The following is a 15,565-nucleotide window of genomic DNA, read 5'->3' as shown; positions in this document are numbered from 1 at the left end:
GCGCATTTATTGCACAGGGTACGCGCAAGACAACGGGCTGCCGTTAATTTTCCAGGGGTATCCGGACACAGAAGACTTTGCGCGGCAGATCGAGATGTGGTCGCTGCTTAACTGGATTGATATCGGGGAAGGCTGCGCTCGTATCAGCGATTTAGATCTGCGCTGCAATGAGGACCTGACGGGCAAGTACGCCGTCATGCTTGAGGTTTACCAAAATATCCGCATTAATCAGAGGTTAGATCTGGAAGGTCTAGAACGGATGGTAAAAAGCCGTCAGTTCTACATGCCCAGAATCCAGTGAAAGCCCTGGCAGGGGCTTTTTTGTCACTGCCCCATCTGTGTCTGGCCGGACTTCCATTTCCGGATGGCCTATTCCCCCACATCCAGCCGTTAGGTCAGTTGCACGTCGGTCCTGGGGCGCAGCCCACGGACCAAGACGCAATCGTGCACCGTGGGTGGATTCCGGTGTTCAGTGCTGACCCGCGGTAGCCTTTGAACTGTCCGGATTCGATCCTCTTGAGGAGGCACTGCATCATCAGCACTAATCATTGTGACGAACGCCTGTCAGGACTGGGGGATAGCTGGTACGCGGTGCTGCAGGCGGCGGGCTTCTTCGCGCTCGAGGTACTCGCGCCCTTTTTGCATCATTTCCTCCGTCGGCTCAGGCAAGTTTTCGAAACATTCTTTAAATCGATTACCGATCGATTTCAGCGAAACACTATCGGTCAGGGCTGTTTTCAGGTTGATGTAAACCAGACGGGAAAGGGGTTTGGTCAGCTCTTTATCTTCCATAAAACGCTTGAAGATCCACAGATAGATATCAACCAGCTCAAGCCCTGCGCTTTGGGTTCCGGATTGAAAGACCAGAGGCTTCTCAGGCATGTTCTTCATGTCCATCACCGGAAGTCCTGGCCCCAGCTCCCACGGCTGGGCACGGATCTGAAGATAAAAGACGCTTAGCTCACGCTGGGTTGTGTTGAACTGCGATTGCTGGTCAACAATGATACTGGCCTTACGGTTGGGGGCACCTAGGCGGTTACAAATCCCATGAAGGACTGACTGGAACCCAATCATGTTGGGCATGATCTGAAGTTTTTCTTTATTGGTTTTGCAGTTATAGCCGAGCTCACCAAAGTTGGCCATCGCCCAGGACAGTGCATCGGTAACAATTTCAATGAAACGTGGATCACCCAGTGTATCTACACGTGAAAGCAGCACACTACAGACTTCACAAAACAGTGTGGCAGAACGTTCATCATGAGCCTCGAGGCGGGCACGCCAGGCTTTTTCCGCAAGTGCATCATCAAACAGATAGGCCAGATTCAGCAGAAGCGGATAGCGCAGTGGAGTCCAGTAGGCCGTCCAGGGTACCACCGGATTCATGCCTTGGTCGAACACCTGGTCGAAGAATGAAATAATGGCGTGATCGCGCTTCACCACCTGCCAGATATCAAAACGGATGCGGTGCTTCTTCTGCAGGACCAGCAGTGTATCTACTACGTCACCCAGACGATGCATGCCCAGTTCGGCGGCATGAAGGCGCGTCACGCCCAATTTTTTTCGCAGCGCAGCGAGTGCCGATTCAGCCAACTTGTCAAGGTCGTCTGGCGAAGAGAGTACGCCGTAAGAGAGTACGGGCTGAGTTTGGTCAAAAAGGTTCGGGCCGGTATGGCCTGTTTCATCCACATAAAAATGCATAAAAAAATATCCTTAATCGGGCAAGAGGAAGCAAAACGGCAAAATTCAAGTGAATGTAAAACTATCCTGCAACTGACTGCAAGTGATCTGCTTATGACAGAAATCGGATCTGATGAGGGAGCTAAAGCAAAATGAGAGATTGTGTAGTTATCTTTGCGTGATAAATAATGGTGTAGCATATTTACTACATGATTTTATGGTGGCATATTATTACTACACAAAAAAGAGGAAACATGATGGCAGCCATAAATATCAAGATCGAGGGTGAACTCAAGAAAAGCGGTGACGACGTTCTGGGGGAGCTGGGCCTGAACGCCACACAGTATATTATTCTCTGTTGGCAGTATCTTGCCCAGCATCACCGGCTCCCTTTCATGGTCGATACCCGGATCTTCACGGCCGCCGATCTCACGCTCGCCCTCGCCACCCAGTTTGACGATGCCCTTAACCAACTGCATAAAATCCGCGATATCCTGCAATCCGGAAACTCCGCCTTTACTGAACTCTCCGTTGCGAAGATGTCGCTCTCCCGTCAGGCCGCAGAAATACAGCAGAGCAGCTGGCGACTGGAAACCTTGCCGGAAGATAGCCATCCTTCTGCCGCTGCGCGCCGGATGCTGCCTCGGGTTAACTATCACCTTACAGGATGTGACTTTGCGCTGTCGGATTTACCGGCGGAACTACCGCTGCCCACCCGGGTGATAAATGCCTTTGAGATCTCCCTGAAGGCGTACGAAACAGAGTTTGACCGACTGCAGTCTGTACTGCGTGATACCGGCCTGCTGGTGCGCCCGGAGCCTGCGCGTGAATTTGTTTACCGTGACGAGAACGTCACGGTATCAGTCATACAGCCGGATGACTATCCGCAAGACGCTTGGATCGTGCGGATGCAGGCCCGGTCCCTGGCACATGAAAATGTCTTGGAGAATGCCGGTCTGGCGTTCCCCTGTCTGGAGAGTAGGGTATTTTTGCCAGGTAGCGTGTACGGGAAAGCCATCAGAAACTCGCAGACCGGAAAGTATGAGATGGGATTTCGTTTCCTCGGTGGTATAAGTGAATTTCATATGTACGCCATGGGACACGAAGAGGGAGACAATTCCACTCCGCCTGAGCAGGCCGCCGCCAGCCTAGCCGTTACGGTGGACACCTACTTAGTCGTGTTGCGCCATGAAATGGCTGGCAAAATTAATCCGGGAGAGAAAACATGAATAATAACTTCAGTATTGCAGAGTAAGGGGTACAGCAGTACACGGATTTCGTTTACTGAGACGCCGTTCCGGTAAACACAATTAAGAAGTACAAACTTCAAGGGAGCAGTATGTTGAATAAAGTTTCACAAATTAATTTGGCCAAAATCCTTGCTGATAAATTTAACGAAGGTGACTGGCGGGAGCTGTTTGCTGTTACAGAATGTGAAGATGTTCCGGAAGGGCTGAATCAATTCTACCGGCATGTTCACTGGGACAACCCTGAGCTGAAAGGGGTGGCCATCTCTGCCATAGAAAGCACACTGGCCAGGGACGCTGATAACCTTTCTAAAATCTGGGCGCTGGATAATGTTCAACGATTTATCAGCAATGCCAATACTGAGTTATTCAATGAAGTAAAGGACATTGTTAATCAGAATGGGCAAAGAAATGTTTCCGCAGCGCCAGTGAAAAATGTGAACGAAAACATTTACCAGGCCTTAGAAGATGCGGAAGTGTTGCTTCAGAAAAATGGACCACACAGGGCATATGATCGTGTCCATACAGCTCTTCATGCTTCATTAAGACAAATGTGTGCAAACCATGGAATTGCGACCAATAGTACAAATAATAATGTTCCAGGCTTACTTTCCCTGATAACTGCACATCTCAAGGCGTTGCCGGATGATGGAAGAAATGAAGATGTATTTAAAATGTTGAAGTCATCTGCCGCAATACTTCATGGAATCAATAACCTACGCAATAATTACAGTATGGCCCATCCTACTGAAACTTTGCTTAATGAAGCCGATGCGCGTTTTGCCATAAATCTGGTTCGTTCCATTATGACTTATATTGATGAATTGCTTTAATTTTAATAAAAATATGAGGCTCACAGCGAACAGATAGAGCATCAACGAAGAAGTGAAATACGGCCAGAATGTCGAACTCTGGCCGTACTCTTATTGTTTAACAATTGATGATCACCTGTGTAAGCTTTAAATAAACTTCTTTACTGACTAAACGCCTGCTGAATTTCTTGGCGCAGTATCGTAAACGCATAAGGATCAAAGCGGTTGGCTACCAGCCGGCTGGGGTCAGTGGGAACATCAAAGGTATCCTCAGACTTCATGTCATTGTTATAGGAAAACAGGATGCTACCCGGATTAAATATATGGAAATAAGTAACACCTAACTCAAAAGCAGGTTGGGAGGAATAAATCTCAAACTGCTGTGTTTTATTGTTATAAGCAACCATATAAATATTATAATTCTCTTTCTTAAAGAATTCTGCCAGTAACTCAATGGTGTTGCGGGCATTTTGTGCTATCCCATTAGCATTAGGTCCCTGGGCGTTGTGTTCCCTTAACTCGGCCAAAGCATATTGAGCACCGCAAAATATGCTTGCCAAAAATTTCTTACGTTTCATCATATTGCCTCTGGTTAAATCCCTTCTGGGACTGTAAAGAGTTCCGTCAACAATGATCCAGTCATCGTTAACCCATTTTGTAACTTGTTGAGGAGTAACACTCATACTTTTAGCAAAAGCAGATTTATTCCCGTCAAAGAAAAGATCGATATGTTCAGAAAGCTTCATAACTAACCTGTTTGACTGTTTCAACAACAACACCATAATCATTTTTTGATTATAGATCAACTAAAATTGATTATGTCTTTCGTTCAGTTCCGGAACTGGGGGGGCGGATCTGCGGAGAAGATGAGAGAGATTGATGCAGGACAGGTACTAATTAAGGAGGATTGTTGCAATATCTGGATTATTGTCTTTTGAGAAGATAAAAGTGACGATTACTGCTCAACGTGGAAAAACGATCCTGCTGGCGAATCAGCCACGAAGTGGTACTCATCATTTTAACCCTGAACGACCGTCCTGACCGCTGACATCGTGTCCGATCATTAAAGTTTGCTTTGTGCCACAGCAGACATTGATAACATTGAGATATGCCAATTTATGGGGAGCAGGCCAGCATTGCTTGTAAGAATCAAGCTACTCTCGATAAACAAAAATGTCGAAAGCTATAAGCATCTGGCATTCACTGTTTACATATACTATAGGTTGAATTGTAGGTTTTAAATATAATTAATAAAATATCTTTATTAATCAGTAATAACACCCCAATGCATCATTGGGGTATGTGCGTTTAAATTATCGATTGTGCTCATGGAGTTATGATGTCCATTTCATTGAAATTGTTGCGCTTTGAGCGACCAAATGGCCGTGAGTTCCTTCTATTGTCGCATGAAAAAATGGCGTGGCGCAGCAAAATGTCGTGTCTTTACGTCGCTTCTTCATCCATCAGCACAATGAGTAATTTGCCGTGCTCCACGACGACGCTGACCTGTGAATTTGTCTTAAAACCCGCCTTTTCGAGCCAGTCGCCTTTTAGGCTCAGCGCAGCATGAACGCTATAGCGTGTCGGAATTTTGGTTTTTCGGTCTTCATGGCGCTTTCTAAAATAGCCGACTTTGAGGTGACGTTGCGGTTGAATCAGGGTGATTTCAGACATACAGGCTCCGGTAGGATGGTGTGCGATACGGGATTAAAAACACCTGTATAAAATGCCAGTAAAAAGGAGCGTTCACAAATGTATTACTGGAAGCCACCTTCAGAAAACAGAATGCAAAAAATGAAATCGGGCTGGAATGCAGCTTTTAAAAAGGTATTATCAATGCATCTTATCAGTCGGTAACTTCTCATGTCTGGAAAACGTATCTCTCGCGAAAAAGAGACCCTCCGAAGGATGATTGCGCTGTATGAAAAGCAGTGTCCGCAAGCCTTGCAGGAAGAAGGACATTATCAGGCGCTTAACGCTTATGCTGAAAAACGTCTGGATAAATGCGTGTTTGGCGAAGAGAAACCGGCCTGTAAGCAGTGTCCGGTACACTGCTACCAGCCGATAAAACGCGAAGAGATGAAGCAGGTGATGCGCTGGGCAGGGCCACGGATGTTATGGCGACACCCCATTTTGACCATTCGCCATCTCATTGATGATCGCCGTCCGGTGCCGGAGCTGCCGGAGAAATATCGCCCGAAAAAGTAGACGCTAGGTGCGCATTGGCTTGCAAATCCACACCATGGCGATCGCGCTGCACAGCGGGAAAATGGCCAGCTGTAGCCACGGATACATCGCCTCTTTAGAAGGCACCAGGGCTGCATCAAGCTGGCTGCCAAACAGTAAATTACCCGCCAGTACTGCGCAACCTCCGGCGGTAGCAAGCGCACCGTAATGCGCGCCTAACGTCGATTCCTGTGCAAACCACGGGATCAGATCTTTCGCAGCCGGCACGAGCAGCATCTGCCCGAGCGTTAATAACGTGACAAAGCAGGCTGCGGGTAACAGGCGCAACCAGCCCTGCGCCGGTTCAGCGGAGGCGAAAAGCGCCACGCTAACAAACGACGCCGAAATTATCACAAAACCGGCGGGTAATATTCTCGTCGCCCCCACGCGCCGGGCGTACCGCGCAAGCGGAAGTTGAAGCACAATAATCAGCAGCGAAGCCAGCATAAACAGCGGGCCGAGATCCTTTTCGCTCCCGCCAGCACGCTGAATTTCAACGGGCAGTGCCAGATAGAGCTGGTTATAGCTTAAGAGCCATGAGCTGTAGGCAATAATAAAGGCGACAAAACGCGGCTGACGAAACGTGGTCCACCACGGCGTAATATTAAGCGTCTGCTTATGTGTTTGCGTGGGCGGCAGGCAGAAAAACAACACCATCAGCGCCACCACAAATACGCCCGCACCGGCCAGCGCAACCTGGCGAAACCCTAGCCCTGTCAACAATGCGCCTGCCACGGGGCCGAGTACCGCGCCCAGTTCACCGCATACCGCAAACAGAGCAAACCATTCGGCGCGGCTGCGCTTGCCCTGTGCTTCGCTTTGGGTTCCGGCCTTTGCCAGCAACGCTTCAATCGATGGGGAGAACAGCGCACCACCGATTCCGGTCAGACATGCCCCTATGATAATCGGCCATAGCGTTTGCCCAAACGCCAGCAGCAGATAGCCTGCAACGCGGACAATACAGCCGCTGAGGATCACCACGCGGGCGCCGTATCGGTCAGAAAGCGCGCCACCAACAATAAACATGCCTTGTTGTGAAAACGTTCGCAGCCCCAGTACCAGCCCGATCAGCCCGCCCGAGAGCATCATGTCATCGCGTAAAAAGATCGCCAGAAAGGGCACGACGGCGTAGAAGCCGATATTGAAGACAAACTGGCTACCCAGTAGAACAGGCGGCCAAAGCCGTGTGGCGGGCCGCAAGAGAAACAAAGACATAAATAACCTGGCGTTAAGCGATGTAATGAATGTGTTTTTTACCGTGATAAGGCGAGGCTTCGATTCTTGTTTCGACGCGGAATACGTCCCACAGCAACGCTTCGGTGAGAATATCCTGCGGCGATCCCGTGGCGACAACCTGGCCCTGCTGCATCACGATGAGCGCATCGCAAAACATAGACGCATGGTTAAGGTCGTGGATAGCCACAATGCTGGTCACCGGCAGTTCGCTGATAAGCTTCATGAGCTGAATCTGATGGTGAATATCCAGGTGGTTGGTGGGTTCGTCCAGCAGGATTTCAGTAGGCGTTTGCGCAAGCGCACGGGCGATATGCACGCGCTGACGCTCGCCGCCGGATAAGCTCAGCCAGCCCTGTTCGCTGCGGTTGAGCATATCCACGCGTTCAAGCGCCGCATTGACGATGCCATCATCCTGCGCGCTCCAGTTGGAAAACGGAGAATGGTGCGGAATGCGCCCCAGCTTCACCACGTCGCGAACGCGCATATTGGCGTCGGTCATGCCGTGCTGTTCGACAAAGGCCACTCGTCGTGCCAGCTGCTTTTTGGCCATCTGGCTAATGTTCTGACCGTCCAGCGACACGGTGCCGGAATACGGACGACGTAACCCGGCAAGGACGCGCAGCAGCGAGGATTTACCTGAACCGTTGGGGCCAAGCAGCCCGACGGTTTGGCCCTGGGAGACGCTGAGCGAAACCTCGTTAACGATGACCTTTTTCCCTACCTTCCAGGTAATGTTTTCAGCGGTGATGCTCATCACTTATTCCTTGAACGGTAGATAATAAGAGCGAAGAACGGCACGCCGACCAGCGCGGTGACAACGCCGACGGGCAGGCTTTGCGGTGCAATCAGTAACCGGGACGCGATGTCTGCCAGCACCATCAGGATGGCACCCGCCAGCGCGCTGGCAATGAGCAGCGTGCGATGCAGTGGCCCAAAGAAGAAGCGCATGATATGCGGAACCACCAGCCCTACGAATCCGATTGACCCAGCCATGCTGACGATGGTGGCGGTAATCAGCGCCGTGGTGGTAAACAGAATCAGCCGCACCCACGGAACGGCAATCCCTAATGACGCGGCAGCATCATCGCCAAAGGTAAAGGCATCCAGCGCACGCGAGTAATAAAGGCAGACCGCAAGACCTATCAGCACGACCACCAGCACCAGCTGGAATTCAGGCCACCGCACGCCGCTAAAGCTCCCCAGCAGCCAGAACATCACATCCCGAGCCTGCTGCGCGCTGGCAGAGGTGCTGATCGTGTACGCGGTGATGGCGTTGAAAAGCTGTGAGGCAGCGACGCCGGCCAGAATCGTGCGTTCATTGCCGCCGCGCGCGCCGTTGGTAAGGAATGCGACAAAGGCAAAGGCGGCGAAAGCGCCCGCAAAGGCACCCGCAGACAATGAAACAGCGCCGGTTCCGATCCCCATCACCACCACCGATACCGCACCGGTGGAGGCACCCGCAGACACGCCGAGTACGTAGGGTTCCGCCAGCGCATTTTTGAGCAGGCTTTGCAGCACAGCACCGCAGATCGCCAGCCCCGCGCCGCAGCAGGCGGCTACCAGCGCACGGCTAAGGCGAAAATCCCATATCACGCTTTCATAAATGCGGCTGAGCGGGACGTTGGTCAGCCCCAGCTTATTGCCGATAGCGTAAAACACACTCTCCAAAGGAATGGAAAGCTCGCCCACGCTGACGCCGGTCGCAATCACCAGCATCAGTACGGCAATAGCCACAAAACACGATGCGCTTAAAAACCAACCCTGCCGCGCTTGCGTGACCACTGCTGTCATTTATCCAGCCCTAATTTTCTGAGCTGTTCGCCAATTTGCTCCGCGCCATAGATGGTGCGAATAGTCGGATTCATCGCCTGACCGTCCATGATCACGATATGACCTTTTTTGACGGCATCCAGTTGGCTGACGGCGGGATCGGTTTTGAGGAATTTAATCTTTTCCTGCGCGTTATCCAGCGCCCAGCGGTTACGGTCGAGGCTGGAAACCACAATCACATCCGGGTTTGCCGCGATGATGCTTTCCCAGCCGACGGTCGGCCATTCTGTTTCTGAGGTAATGGCGTTGTGGCCGCCCAGCACGTTCGCGATAAAGCCAGACGCGCTGTTCTTGCCGCCTACGTAAGCGTCAGCAGAAGGAGAGGCGCTGGAGAACCAGAATACGAAGGAGAGGTCTTTTTTATTTTTACCAAACTCCTGACGCAAATCGGCTTCGCGCTTTTTGAAGTCGGCAATTAAGGCCTGACCGCGGTCTTCGACGTTGAAAATTTTGGCAAAATCTTCAATTTCTTTATACAGGAAGGTCATGTCCCACAGCTTTTGACGGCTGCCGTACATATCACCAATGTCTTTTTTGGTCGCGCACATACCAGGGGACATATAGCTGTTCACGCCAACGGTCGCGAGATCCTCGCGTTTTGCGACTTTGCTTTCAGGCCCTAGCAGGAGCGGTAGCTGTGCAGGGACAAAATCAGGGTTTTGCGCGAGGATCGATTCCAGCGTCGGGATTTCCACCGTCAACGTTTTAATTTTGGCATTTTGATTGGCCAACTGCGGCAGCACTTTGGTCGGCCAAAAGGCGCTAGCGGTGACCTTATCCTGCAACCCTAACAGCAGCAGAATTTCGACGGTGTTTTGTCCCAGGGCAACCACGCGCTCAGGGGCTTTAGTGAATGTTTCTTTGTACCCACAGTTCTCGATGGTCAAAGGATAAGTGGTGGCAAACGCGGAGCCCGCCGTTGCGAACACCATTCCCAATGCGCAGATGACCTTTTTCATGAAACGCTATCCTTCATTAAAATTATTATGCGTAAGCCTGATTTTTGATTTGTAATGCAAATGAAACTCATTATTGAGGCGGGGTTTTATACAATGCAATATATATCGTGTCAATGAATGATAATAACGCATTGTTATTAAATGGATTTTGCAAGGGAGACATGCCGCGCAGCGCGCGGCATAGGGATCAGGCGAGCAGTTCTTTATCAATTCCGAGGCGTTTCATGCGGGAAAGCAGCGTCGTACGTTTCAATCCTAATCGCTGCGCGGCACCTTTCGGCCCGGCGACCACGCCGTTAGTTTCTTTCAGCACGCGGATAATCAGCTGATATTCGTCTTCACCTTCCTGCGCCACTTCCGCCACAGGCATGGTCGGCTCCGGCATCATGATTTCAGGCAGAGACAGCTGCAATACGCTACCGCGCGTCAGCAGAACCGCGCGCTCAATTACGTTTTCCAGTTCGCGCACGTTGCCAGGCCACTCCATCGCGGAAAGCGTTCGCAGCGTCTCTGCGGGAATGCTGTCGATATTGCGCCCCATTCGGCGGGCGATTTTGGCGGTGAAGGCTTTGACCAGCAGAGGGATATCTTCCGGACGCTCGCGAAGGGGCGGCAGTAAAATAGGGAAGACGTTAAGACGATAATAGAGATCGCTGCGGAAATCGCGATCGGCCACCATCTGCTTGAGGTCGCGATTGGTGGCGGCGATAAGACGCACGTCGGTGCGAATGAGCTTGTTGCTGCCCAGGCGCTCAAACTCTTGTTCCTGCAATACGCGCAGCAGCTTGGGCTGAAGCTCGACCGGCATATCGCCGACTTCATCAAGGAATAACGAACTTTTATCCGCCAGTTCAAAGCGGCCGATACGCTGGCTGCTGGCACCGGTAAACGCGCCGCGTTCATGGCCAAACAGATCGCTTTCCAGCAATCCAGCAGGCATTGCCGCGCAGTTCATCTTCACCATGCGGCGGCTGTTGCGGTTGCTCAGGTTGTGAATGGCACGGGCAATCAGCTCTTTGCCGGTGCCGGTTTCGCCGAGGATCAGCACCGTGCTGTCGCTTTGCGCCACCATCTCGACCTGTTTCAGGACGCTGTACATCGCGTCGCTGCGGCCAATGATTTCACCGAATTCGCTTTCGACGTTATTGAGCTGCTCGGTCAACGCCAGGTTCTCGTCCACCAGCCGCTCCTTCAGACGATGGATCTCCTGGTAGGCCAGCGCGTTATCAAGCGCAATGGCGATTCGCTCCGCGATTTGGCGCAGCAGCTTAAGGTTTGTTGTGGTGAAGACCTGTTCTTCACACTGCGCCAGCTTTAACACCCCGAGCATGGTATTGCCGGACATCAGCGGCAGCAGGCACAGCGTCTGAATTTGGTTGCCCCAGGTTTTGAAAAGCATGCGCTCGTAAGGCGCCAGTTCATCGCGCTCGTTAAGGTTGAGCAGCAACATCTCTTTGCTTTTGAAAACGCGCTCAGAAAGCGTTCCCGTTTCGTCCACTTCGCTCTGTTCATGCGCCGGATGCGTTTCATCCAGATAGTGCGTGGAGTGGATGGTCAGTTTGCCCTTGCTGTGACCGCGCAGCACGATGCTGATCGCGTCAATATTAAAGTAATGATGGATCTCTTTGGCGACTTCGCTCACCAGTTCATCCATGTCCAGTCTGGACAACACCGCGTTGGTGATGGCGACCAGAATACGAAAGTTATCGCGCTCGCGGCTCAGCAGATCGTAATCGACATTGTTGGTCACGCGGCTTTGAATTTGCTCTACAACTACCCCAACAATCTGGGTAAAGGTGTGCAGACGTTCGTACTCAGCTTCACTCCAGGGCTGGTCAGTATCGCGAATAAATTCACAACCGCCGAAAATACGCCCCTCGGCCGCCAGCGGCAGCAGACAATAATGGCCAAACGGCTGATACAAATTGCTCTTTGCCAGCATCGGCCAGGCCTGCTGAAACTCTTCGTAATTACAATGCAGCGCATCAGGACGCGAAAGAATACGGCGAACCGGGCCATTTGCCAGTACGGTTTCATCCTCGTACTCGTACGCTTTCCCGTTTTCACGCAGGGCAACATATCTGGCGCGATGATGCACGCCGTGCCACAGCACGATAGCCGCGCTATCCGCAAGGGCAGACTGCCTGACCAGTTGCGTCAGCGTTTCGCAAAGCGAGCCCAGATCGGGCTGCTGTAAAAGTGTACGCGTGATATCAAAAAGACCCTGCTGTCCAAGATCGCTCATCGGTGTATACGACATATTGCTTCCACAGAAACTGGCAAAAAAATAAGAGTGCTGACCGCTTTTGGCGCGGTTCTAGCAAATTCGGGGTAACGGTTCAGCGTGGGGGAGATCCAACGTGCGTTTCACGCCGTAAAGTCCAGTCAGGCGCACCCCTTTGCGCTCAACCACTTCACCAATAATAGCCGCGTTCTGGCCCAGCGGATGGGAGCGCAGTTGCGCCAGTACGGCGTCTGCTGCCGAACGTTCGACGCCGATTAACAGTTTGCCTTCGTTAGCAAAGTTAAGTGGATCGAGACCGAGTAACTCGCAGAGGCCGCGTACCGCAGGTTTGACCGGCAGACTCTGCTCCAGTAGCTCAATGCCACATCCGCTGGCAGCGGCAAACTCGTGGGCAACCGCATTCACGCCACCGCGCGTGGCGTCGCGCAGGGCCTTCACCCCCGGAAGCGGACGCAGCGTCTGGATGAGCGGCGTCAGGACCGCGCAGTCGCTGATCAATTCCCCATCCAGCCCCAGACCTTCACGCAGATTCAGAATCGTCGCCCCGTGACAGCCCAGCGTGCCGCTGACAATCAGCACATCGCCAACCGCCAGCTGCTGCGCGCCCCAGTGGATATCCGAGGGGATCGCGCCCATTCCGGCCGTGTTGATAAACAGTTTGTCTGCCGCGCCGCGCTGCACCACTTTGGTGTCGCCGGTCACGATGGCAATGCCCGCTTCGCGCGCGGTGTGCGCCATACTGTTGACTACGGCGCTCAGCGTCTCCATGGGTAAACCCTCTTCCAGGATAAACCCGCAGGAAAGATAACGCGGAACCGCGCCGCTGACCGCGACGTCGTTTGCCGTGCCGCACACCGCCAGCTTGCCAATATCACCGCCGGGGAAAAACAGCGGATCGATAACGTAGCTGTCGGTGGAAAAGGCCAGCCTGTCGCCTTGCGAGGTCAGTGTCGCCAGCTCGATGCGCGCCTGATCTTCCTGCTGCGCCAGCCACGGATTGGCGAAGGCTTCCATAAACAGCTCGCCGATCAGCGTTTGCATCGCCTGGCCGCCGCTGCCGTGCGCCATTTCAACCCTGTTCATGCTTCACACTCCTGATTGCGATACTGATACCATGCGGCGCAGGCCCCTTCGGAAGAGACCATCAGCGCGCCAAACGCGGTTTGCGGATTACAGGTCTTGCCGAATAACGGACAGTGATGCGGTTTGCATTTGCCGGTCAGTACCTCTCCGCAGCGGGCGCGTGGGTCATCGCACACCTGTTGTGGCTGCGGGCGAAAATGCGCTTCGGCGTCGAATTCGCGATACGCGGGCGTCAGATGCACGCCAGATTCGGCAATCAATCCCAGACCACGCCATTCGCTATCACCCTCGACGGCAAAAACGTCGGCGATAGCCTGCTGCGCTAACGCATTGCCCGCATCTGGCACAACGCGACGGTATTGATTCTCCACCGAGCTCAGGGCTGCTATTTTCTGCTCAACCAGCATGGTTACGCCTTGCAGTAGATCAAGAGGTTCGAAACCAGCGACCACTAATGGACGATGATACTCCGCCGTGATAAAGCCGTAGGCCTCGGTACCGATCACCATGCTGACGTGGCCCGGTGCCAGAAACGCATCAATGCCGTTATCGGGTTCTTCCAGCAGGCTGCGCAGCGTGGGGATGAGCGTAATGTGCTGACAGAAAAAGTAAAAGTTGCTGAGTTTGCGGGCTTTGGCCTGCTGTAGCGTGATGGCCGTCGCGGGCATGGTGGTTTCAAACCCAAGGCCAAAGAACACCACGTTGCGCGCCGGATTCTCTGCCGCCAGCCTGAGCGCATCCAGCGGTGAATAGACGATACGCACGTCCGCGCCGCGCGCTCTGGCCTGTAAAAGCGAGCCGTTTTTTCCTGGCACCCGCATCGCATCGCCAAAGGTGCAGAAAATGACGTCGGGCTGGCTGGCAATCTCAATACAATTGTCGATACGGCCCATCGGGAGGACGCACACCGGACAGCCCGGACCGTGGATAAACTCAATATTCTCCGGCAGCAGTTGGTCGAGGCCAAACTTGAAGATGGCGTGCGTGTGCCCGCCGCAGACTTCCATAATGCGCAGCGGGCGCGCGGCGGTGTAATCCAGCCGTTTCGCGCGCGTCTTGAGATGCTCAATCAGCTGCATCACCTGTTCCGGCGCGCGATATTCATCAACGTAGCGCATCAGTTATCGCTCCTCGCCGTACAGCAGCGCGCCCACGTCCGGCTCGACCTCAAACATGTTCTGTAGCGCAGCCAGCGTGTCGCGGGCTTCGTCCTCATCAATCATGCTCATCGCAAAGCCCACGTGGACCAATACCCACTGGCCGAGACGCGAGGCACCCGTGTCGTCCAGGCTCCCGACCAGCGTCAAATCGACGTCGCGCAGCACGCCACAGACTTCCACTTTGGCCTGATTGCCGTCGATGGAGTGAATTTGCCCTGGGACGCCTATGCACATCGTTCGTTCTCCAGCCAGCTCAGCCAGCTTTCCATGCCGTCACCTTTTGTGGCGGACACCAGCAGGATCTCAATATCCGGGTTCACTTCGCGAGCGTAGGCCAGGCATTTATCCACATCGAAATTCAAATACGGCAGCAGGTCGATTTTGTTGAGCAGCATCAGCGAGGCGGCGGCGAACATGTGTGGATATTTGAGCGGCTTGTCTTCGCCTTCGGTGACGGACAGCACGGCCACCTTATGGCGCTCGCCCAAATCGAAGCTTGCCGGACACACCAGATTGCCGACGTTTTCAATAAACAGGATGCCGTTATCGGCAAGCGGCAGTCGTGGTGCGGCGTCGGCAATCATCTGCGCATCCAAATGACAGCCCTTGCCGGTATTGACCTGAATGGCGGGCGTGCCGGTTTCGCGAATACGCGCCGCATCGTTGACCGTCTGCTGATCGCCTTCGATCACCGCGCAGGAAACGCTGCCGTTCAGGCGTTTTAGCGTCTCGGTCAGCAGGGTGGTTTTGCCGGAACCGGGGCTGGACACCAGGTTCAATACCAGCTGCTGGCGCGTGGCAAAACGCGCGCGGTTGCGGGCGGCGAGCTGGTTGTTTTTGTCCAGCACGTTGATTTCAACTTCCAGCATTTTGCGCTGGCTGATGCCCGGCGCATGCGTGCCCGCTTCGCCATGGCCGTAATGCAGGTCGCCCTCGGTTGAACGGAGCGGGGCAAACGTAACGCCGGTAATGGTCGCGGCCTGGCGTAATGCCGGAGAAAAAGGCGCAGAGCGAAACGCAGAGTGGGGGCGATGCTCGTCGCCTTCGATATACAGGTTGCCTTCGGCGCAACCGCAGGTGCTACACATGA

At 53.2% G+C, this 15,565-nt stretch carries 16 protein-coding genes; 4 read left to right on the top strand and 12 right to left on the bottom strand.

From position 1 onward, the window contains the following. Positions 1-94 precede the first annotated feature (94 nt). Entirely contained in the window at positions 95-301 is a 207-nt protein-coding gene (locus tag AC6EMZ_RS17820) for a hypothetical protein (RefSeq protein ID WP_498404101.1), read from the top strand. Positions 302-564: 263 nt separating this feature from the next. Here AC6EMZ_RS17820 and AC6EMZ_RS17815 read toward each other — a convergent pair whose 3' ends face one another. Continuing rightward, positions 565-1,698, bottom strand: a complete 1,134-nt coding sequence (locus AC6EMZ_RS17815; protein WP_498404100.1) for a DUF3800 domain-containing protein — start codon at positions 1,696-1,698, stop codon at positions 565-567. A 233-nt stretch (positions 1,699-1,931) separates the two neighbouring features. On the opposite strand from AC6EMZ_RS17815, the gene AC6EMZ_RS17810 reads away from it, so the two are divergent. Both AC6EMZ_RS17810 and AC6EMZ_RS17805 read left to right on the top strand, forming a co-directional pair. Next, positions 1,932-2,906: a type II toxin-antitoxin system RelB/DinJ family antitoxin gene (locus AC6EMZ_RS17810; protein ID WP_498404099.1), complete on the top strand. Its 975-nt coding sequence runs from the start codon at positions 1,932-1,934 to the stop codon at positions 2,904-2,906. 110 nt (positions 2,907-3,016) lie between these two features. Beyond that, positions 3,017-3,757, top strand: a complete 741-nt coding sequence (locus tag AC6EMZ_RS17805; RefSeq protein ID WP_498404098.1) for an abortive infection family protein — start codon at positions 3,017-3,019, stop codon at positions 3,755-3,757. Positions 3,758-3,897: 140 nt separating this feature from the next. On the opposite strand, the gene AC6EMZ_RS17800 is transcribed toward AC6EMZ_RS17805, so the two are convergent. Both AC6EMZ_RS17800 and AC6EMZ_RS17795 read right to left on the bottom strand, forming a co-directional pair. Beyond that, positions 3,898-4,482: a hypothetical protein gene (locus tag AC6EMZ_RS17800; RefSeq protein WP_498404097.1), complete on the bottom strand. Its 585-nt coding sequence runs from the start codon at positions 4,480-4,482 to the stop codon at positions 3,898-3,900. 697 nt (positions 4,483-5,179) lie between these two features. Next, positions 5,180-5,410, bottom strand: coding sequence for a SymE family type I addiction module toxin (locus tag AC6EMZ_RS17795; RefSeq protein ID WP_498404096.1), 231 nt, complete (start codon positions 5,408-5,410; stop codon positions 5,180-5,182). 189 nt (positions 5,411-5,599) lie between these two features. Between AC6EMZ_RS17795 and AC6EMZ_RS17790 the strand changes: the two genes are divergently transcribed. Further along, positions 5,600-5,944: a nitrous oxide-stimulated promoter family protein gene (locus AC6EMZ_RS17790; protein ID WP_498404095.1), complete on the top strand. Its 345-nt coding sequence runs from the start codon at positions 5,600-5,602 to the stop codon at positions 5,942-5,944. 3 nt (positions 5,945-5,947) lie between these two features. Here AC6EMZ_RS17790 and AC6EMZ_RS17785 read toward each other — a convergent pair whose 3' ends face one another. The 9 genes from AC6EMZ_RS17785 to hypB form a co-directional block, all read right to left on the bottom strand. Continuing rightward, a complete protein-coding gene (locus AC6EMZ_RS17785) occupies positions 5,948-7,177 on the bottom strand; it encodes an MDR family MFS transporter (protein WP_498404094.1) in 1,230 nt (409 codons plus the stop codon). A 13-nt stretch (positions 7,178-7,190) separates the two neighbouring features. After that, on the bottom strand, positions 7,191-7,952 hold the full coding sequence (gene eitC, locus AC6EMZ_RS17780) for a siderophore ABC transporter ATP-binding protein EitC (protein WP_498404093.1): 762 nt from the start codon (positions 7,950-7,952) through the stop codon (positions 7,191-7,193). Then, entirely contained in the window at positions 7,952-8,989 is a 1,038-nt protein-coding gene (locus AC6EMZ_RS17775; RefSeq protein ID WP_498404092.1) for a FecCD family ABC transporter permease, read from the bottom strand. Before AC6EMZ_RS17775 ends, eitC begins: the two co-directional genes overlap by 1 nt. Continuing rightward, on the bottom strand, positions 8,986-9,987 hold the full coding sequence (gene eitA, locus AC6EMZ_RS17770) for a siderophore ABC transporter substrate-binding protein EitA (RefSeq protein ID WP_498404091.1): 1,002 nt from the start codon (positions 9,985-9,987) through the stop codon (positions 8,986-8,988). The genes AC6EMZ_RS17775 and eitA overlap by 4 nt, the downstream gene beginning before the upstream one ends. Positions 9,988-10,174: 187 nt before the next feature. Then, positions 10,175-12,247: a formate hydrogenlyase transcriptional activator FlhA gene (gene flhA, locus AC6EMZ_RS17765; RefSeq protein ID WP_498404090.1), complete on the bottom strand. Its 2,073-nt coding sequence runs from the start codon at positions 12,245-12,247 to the stop codon at positions 10,175-10,177. Between the two features lie 57 nt (positions 12,248-12,304). Continuing rightward, entirely contained in the window at positions 12,305-13,315 is a 1,011-nt protein-coding gene (gene hypE / locus AC6EMZ_RS17760) for a hydrogenase expression/formation protein HypE (protein ID WP_498404089.1), read from the bottom strand. Beyond that, the gene (hypD, locus tag AC6EMZ_RS17755) at positions 13,312-14,433 is read right to left on the bottom strand and encodes a hydrogenase formation protein HypD (protein ID WP_498404088.1); all 1,122 of its coding nucleotides are present in this window, start codon (positions 14,431-14,433) and stop codon (positions 13,312-13,314) included. The genes hypE and hypD overlap by 4 nt, the downstream gene beginning before the upstream one ends. A gap of 3 nt (positions 14,434-14,436) precedes the next feature. Then, on the bottom strand, positions 14,437-14,709 hold the full coding sequence (locus tag AC6EMZ_RS17750) for a HypC/HybG/HupF family hydrogenase formation chaperone (RefSeq protein WP_498404087.1): 273 nt from the start codon (positions 14,707-14,709) through the stop codon (positions 14,437-14,439). Further along, a complete protein-coding gene (gene hypB, locus AC6EMZ_RS17745; RefSeq protein WP_498404086.1) occupies positions 14,700-15,563 on the bottom strand; it encodes a hydrogenase nickel incorporation protein HypB in 864 nt (287 codons plus the stop codon). The genes AC6EMZ_RS17750 and hypB overlap by 10 nt, the downstream gene beginning before the upstream one ends. Positions 15,564-15,565 lie beyond the last annotated feature (2 nt).

The sequence above is a fragment of the Enterobacter sp. SCRI0065 genome, from assembly GCF_059766475.1.
Note: the sequence above shows the minus strand (reverse complement) of the source record. Positions and strands in the feature narration are given on the sequence as shown.

Excerpts from the sequence above, each read along its gene's own strand:
- AC6EMZ_RS17820 (WP_498404101.1), top strand. The coding sequence starts at position 95 with ATGTGGTCGCTGCTTAACTGGATTGATATCGGGGAAGGCTGCGCTCGT.
- AC6EMZ_RS17815 (WP_498404100.1), bottom strand. The coding sequence starts at position 1,698 with ATGCATTTTTATGTGGATGAAACAGGCCATACCGGCCCGAACCTTTTT.
- AC6EMZ_RS17810 (WP_498404099.1), top strand. The coding sequence starts at position 1,932 with ATGATGGCAGCCATAAATATCAAGATCGAGGGTGAACTCAAGAAAAGC.
- AC6EMZ_RS17805 (WP_498404098.1), top strand. The coding sequence starts at position 3,017 with ATGTTGAATAAAGTTTCACAAATTAATTTGGCCAAAATCCTTGCTGAT.
- AC6EMZ_RS17800 (WP_498404097.1), bottom strand. The coding sequence starts at position 4,482 with ATGAAGCTTTCTGAACATATCGATCTTTTCTTTGACGGGAATAAATCT.
- AC6EMZ_RS17795 (WP_498404096.1), bottom strand. The coding sequence starts at position 5,410 with ATGTCTGAAATCACCCTGATTCAACCGCAACGTCACCTCAAAGTCGGC.
- AC6EMZ_RS17790 (WP_498404095.1), top strand. The coding sequence starts at position 5,600 with ATGTCTGGAAAACGTATCTCTCGCGAAAAAGAGACCCTCCGAAGGATG.
- AC6EMZ_RS17785 (WP_498404094.1), bottom strand. The coding sequence starts at position 7,177 with ATGTCTTTGTTTCTCTTGCGGCCCGCCACACGGCTTTGGCCGCCTGTT.
- eitC (WP_498404093.1), bottom strand. The coding sequence starts at position 7,952 with ATGAGCATCACCGCTGAAAACATTACCTGGAAGGTAGGGAAAAAGGTC.
- AC6EMZ_RS17775 (WP_498404092.1), bottom strand. The coding sequence starts at position 8,989 with ATGACAGCAGTGGTCACGCAAGCGCGGCAGGGTTGGTTTTTAAGCGCA.
- eitA (WP_498404091.1), bottom strand. The coding sequence starts at position 9,987 with ATGAAAAAGGTCATCTGCGCATTGGGAATGGTGTTCGCAACGGCGGGC.
- flhA (WP_498404090.1), bottom strand. The coding sequence starts at position 12,247 with ATGTCGTATACACCGATGAGCGATCTTGGACAGCAGGGTCTTTTTGAT.
- hypE (WP_498404089.1), bottom strand. The coding sequence starts at position 13,315 with ATGAACAGGGTTGAAATGGCGCACGGCAGCGGCGGCCAGGCGATGCAA.
- hypD (WP_498404088.1), bottom strand. The coding sequence starts at position 14,433 with ATGCGCTACGTTGATGAATATCGCGCGCCGGAACAGGTGATGCAGCTG.
- AC6EMZ_RS17750 (WP_498404087.1), bottom strand. The coding sequence starts at position 14,709 with ATGTGCATAGGCGTCCCAGGGCAAATTCACTCCATCGACGGCAATCAG.
- hypB (WP_498404086.1), bottom strand. The coding sequence starts at position 15,563 with ATGTGTAGCACCTGCGGTTGCGCCGAAGGCAACCTGTATATCGAAGGC.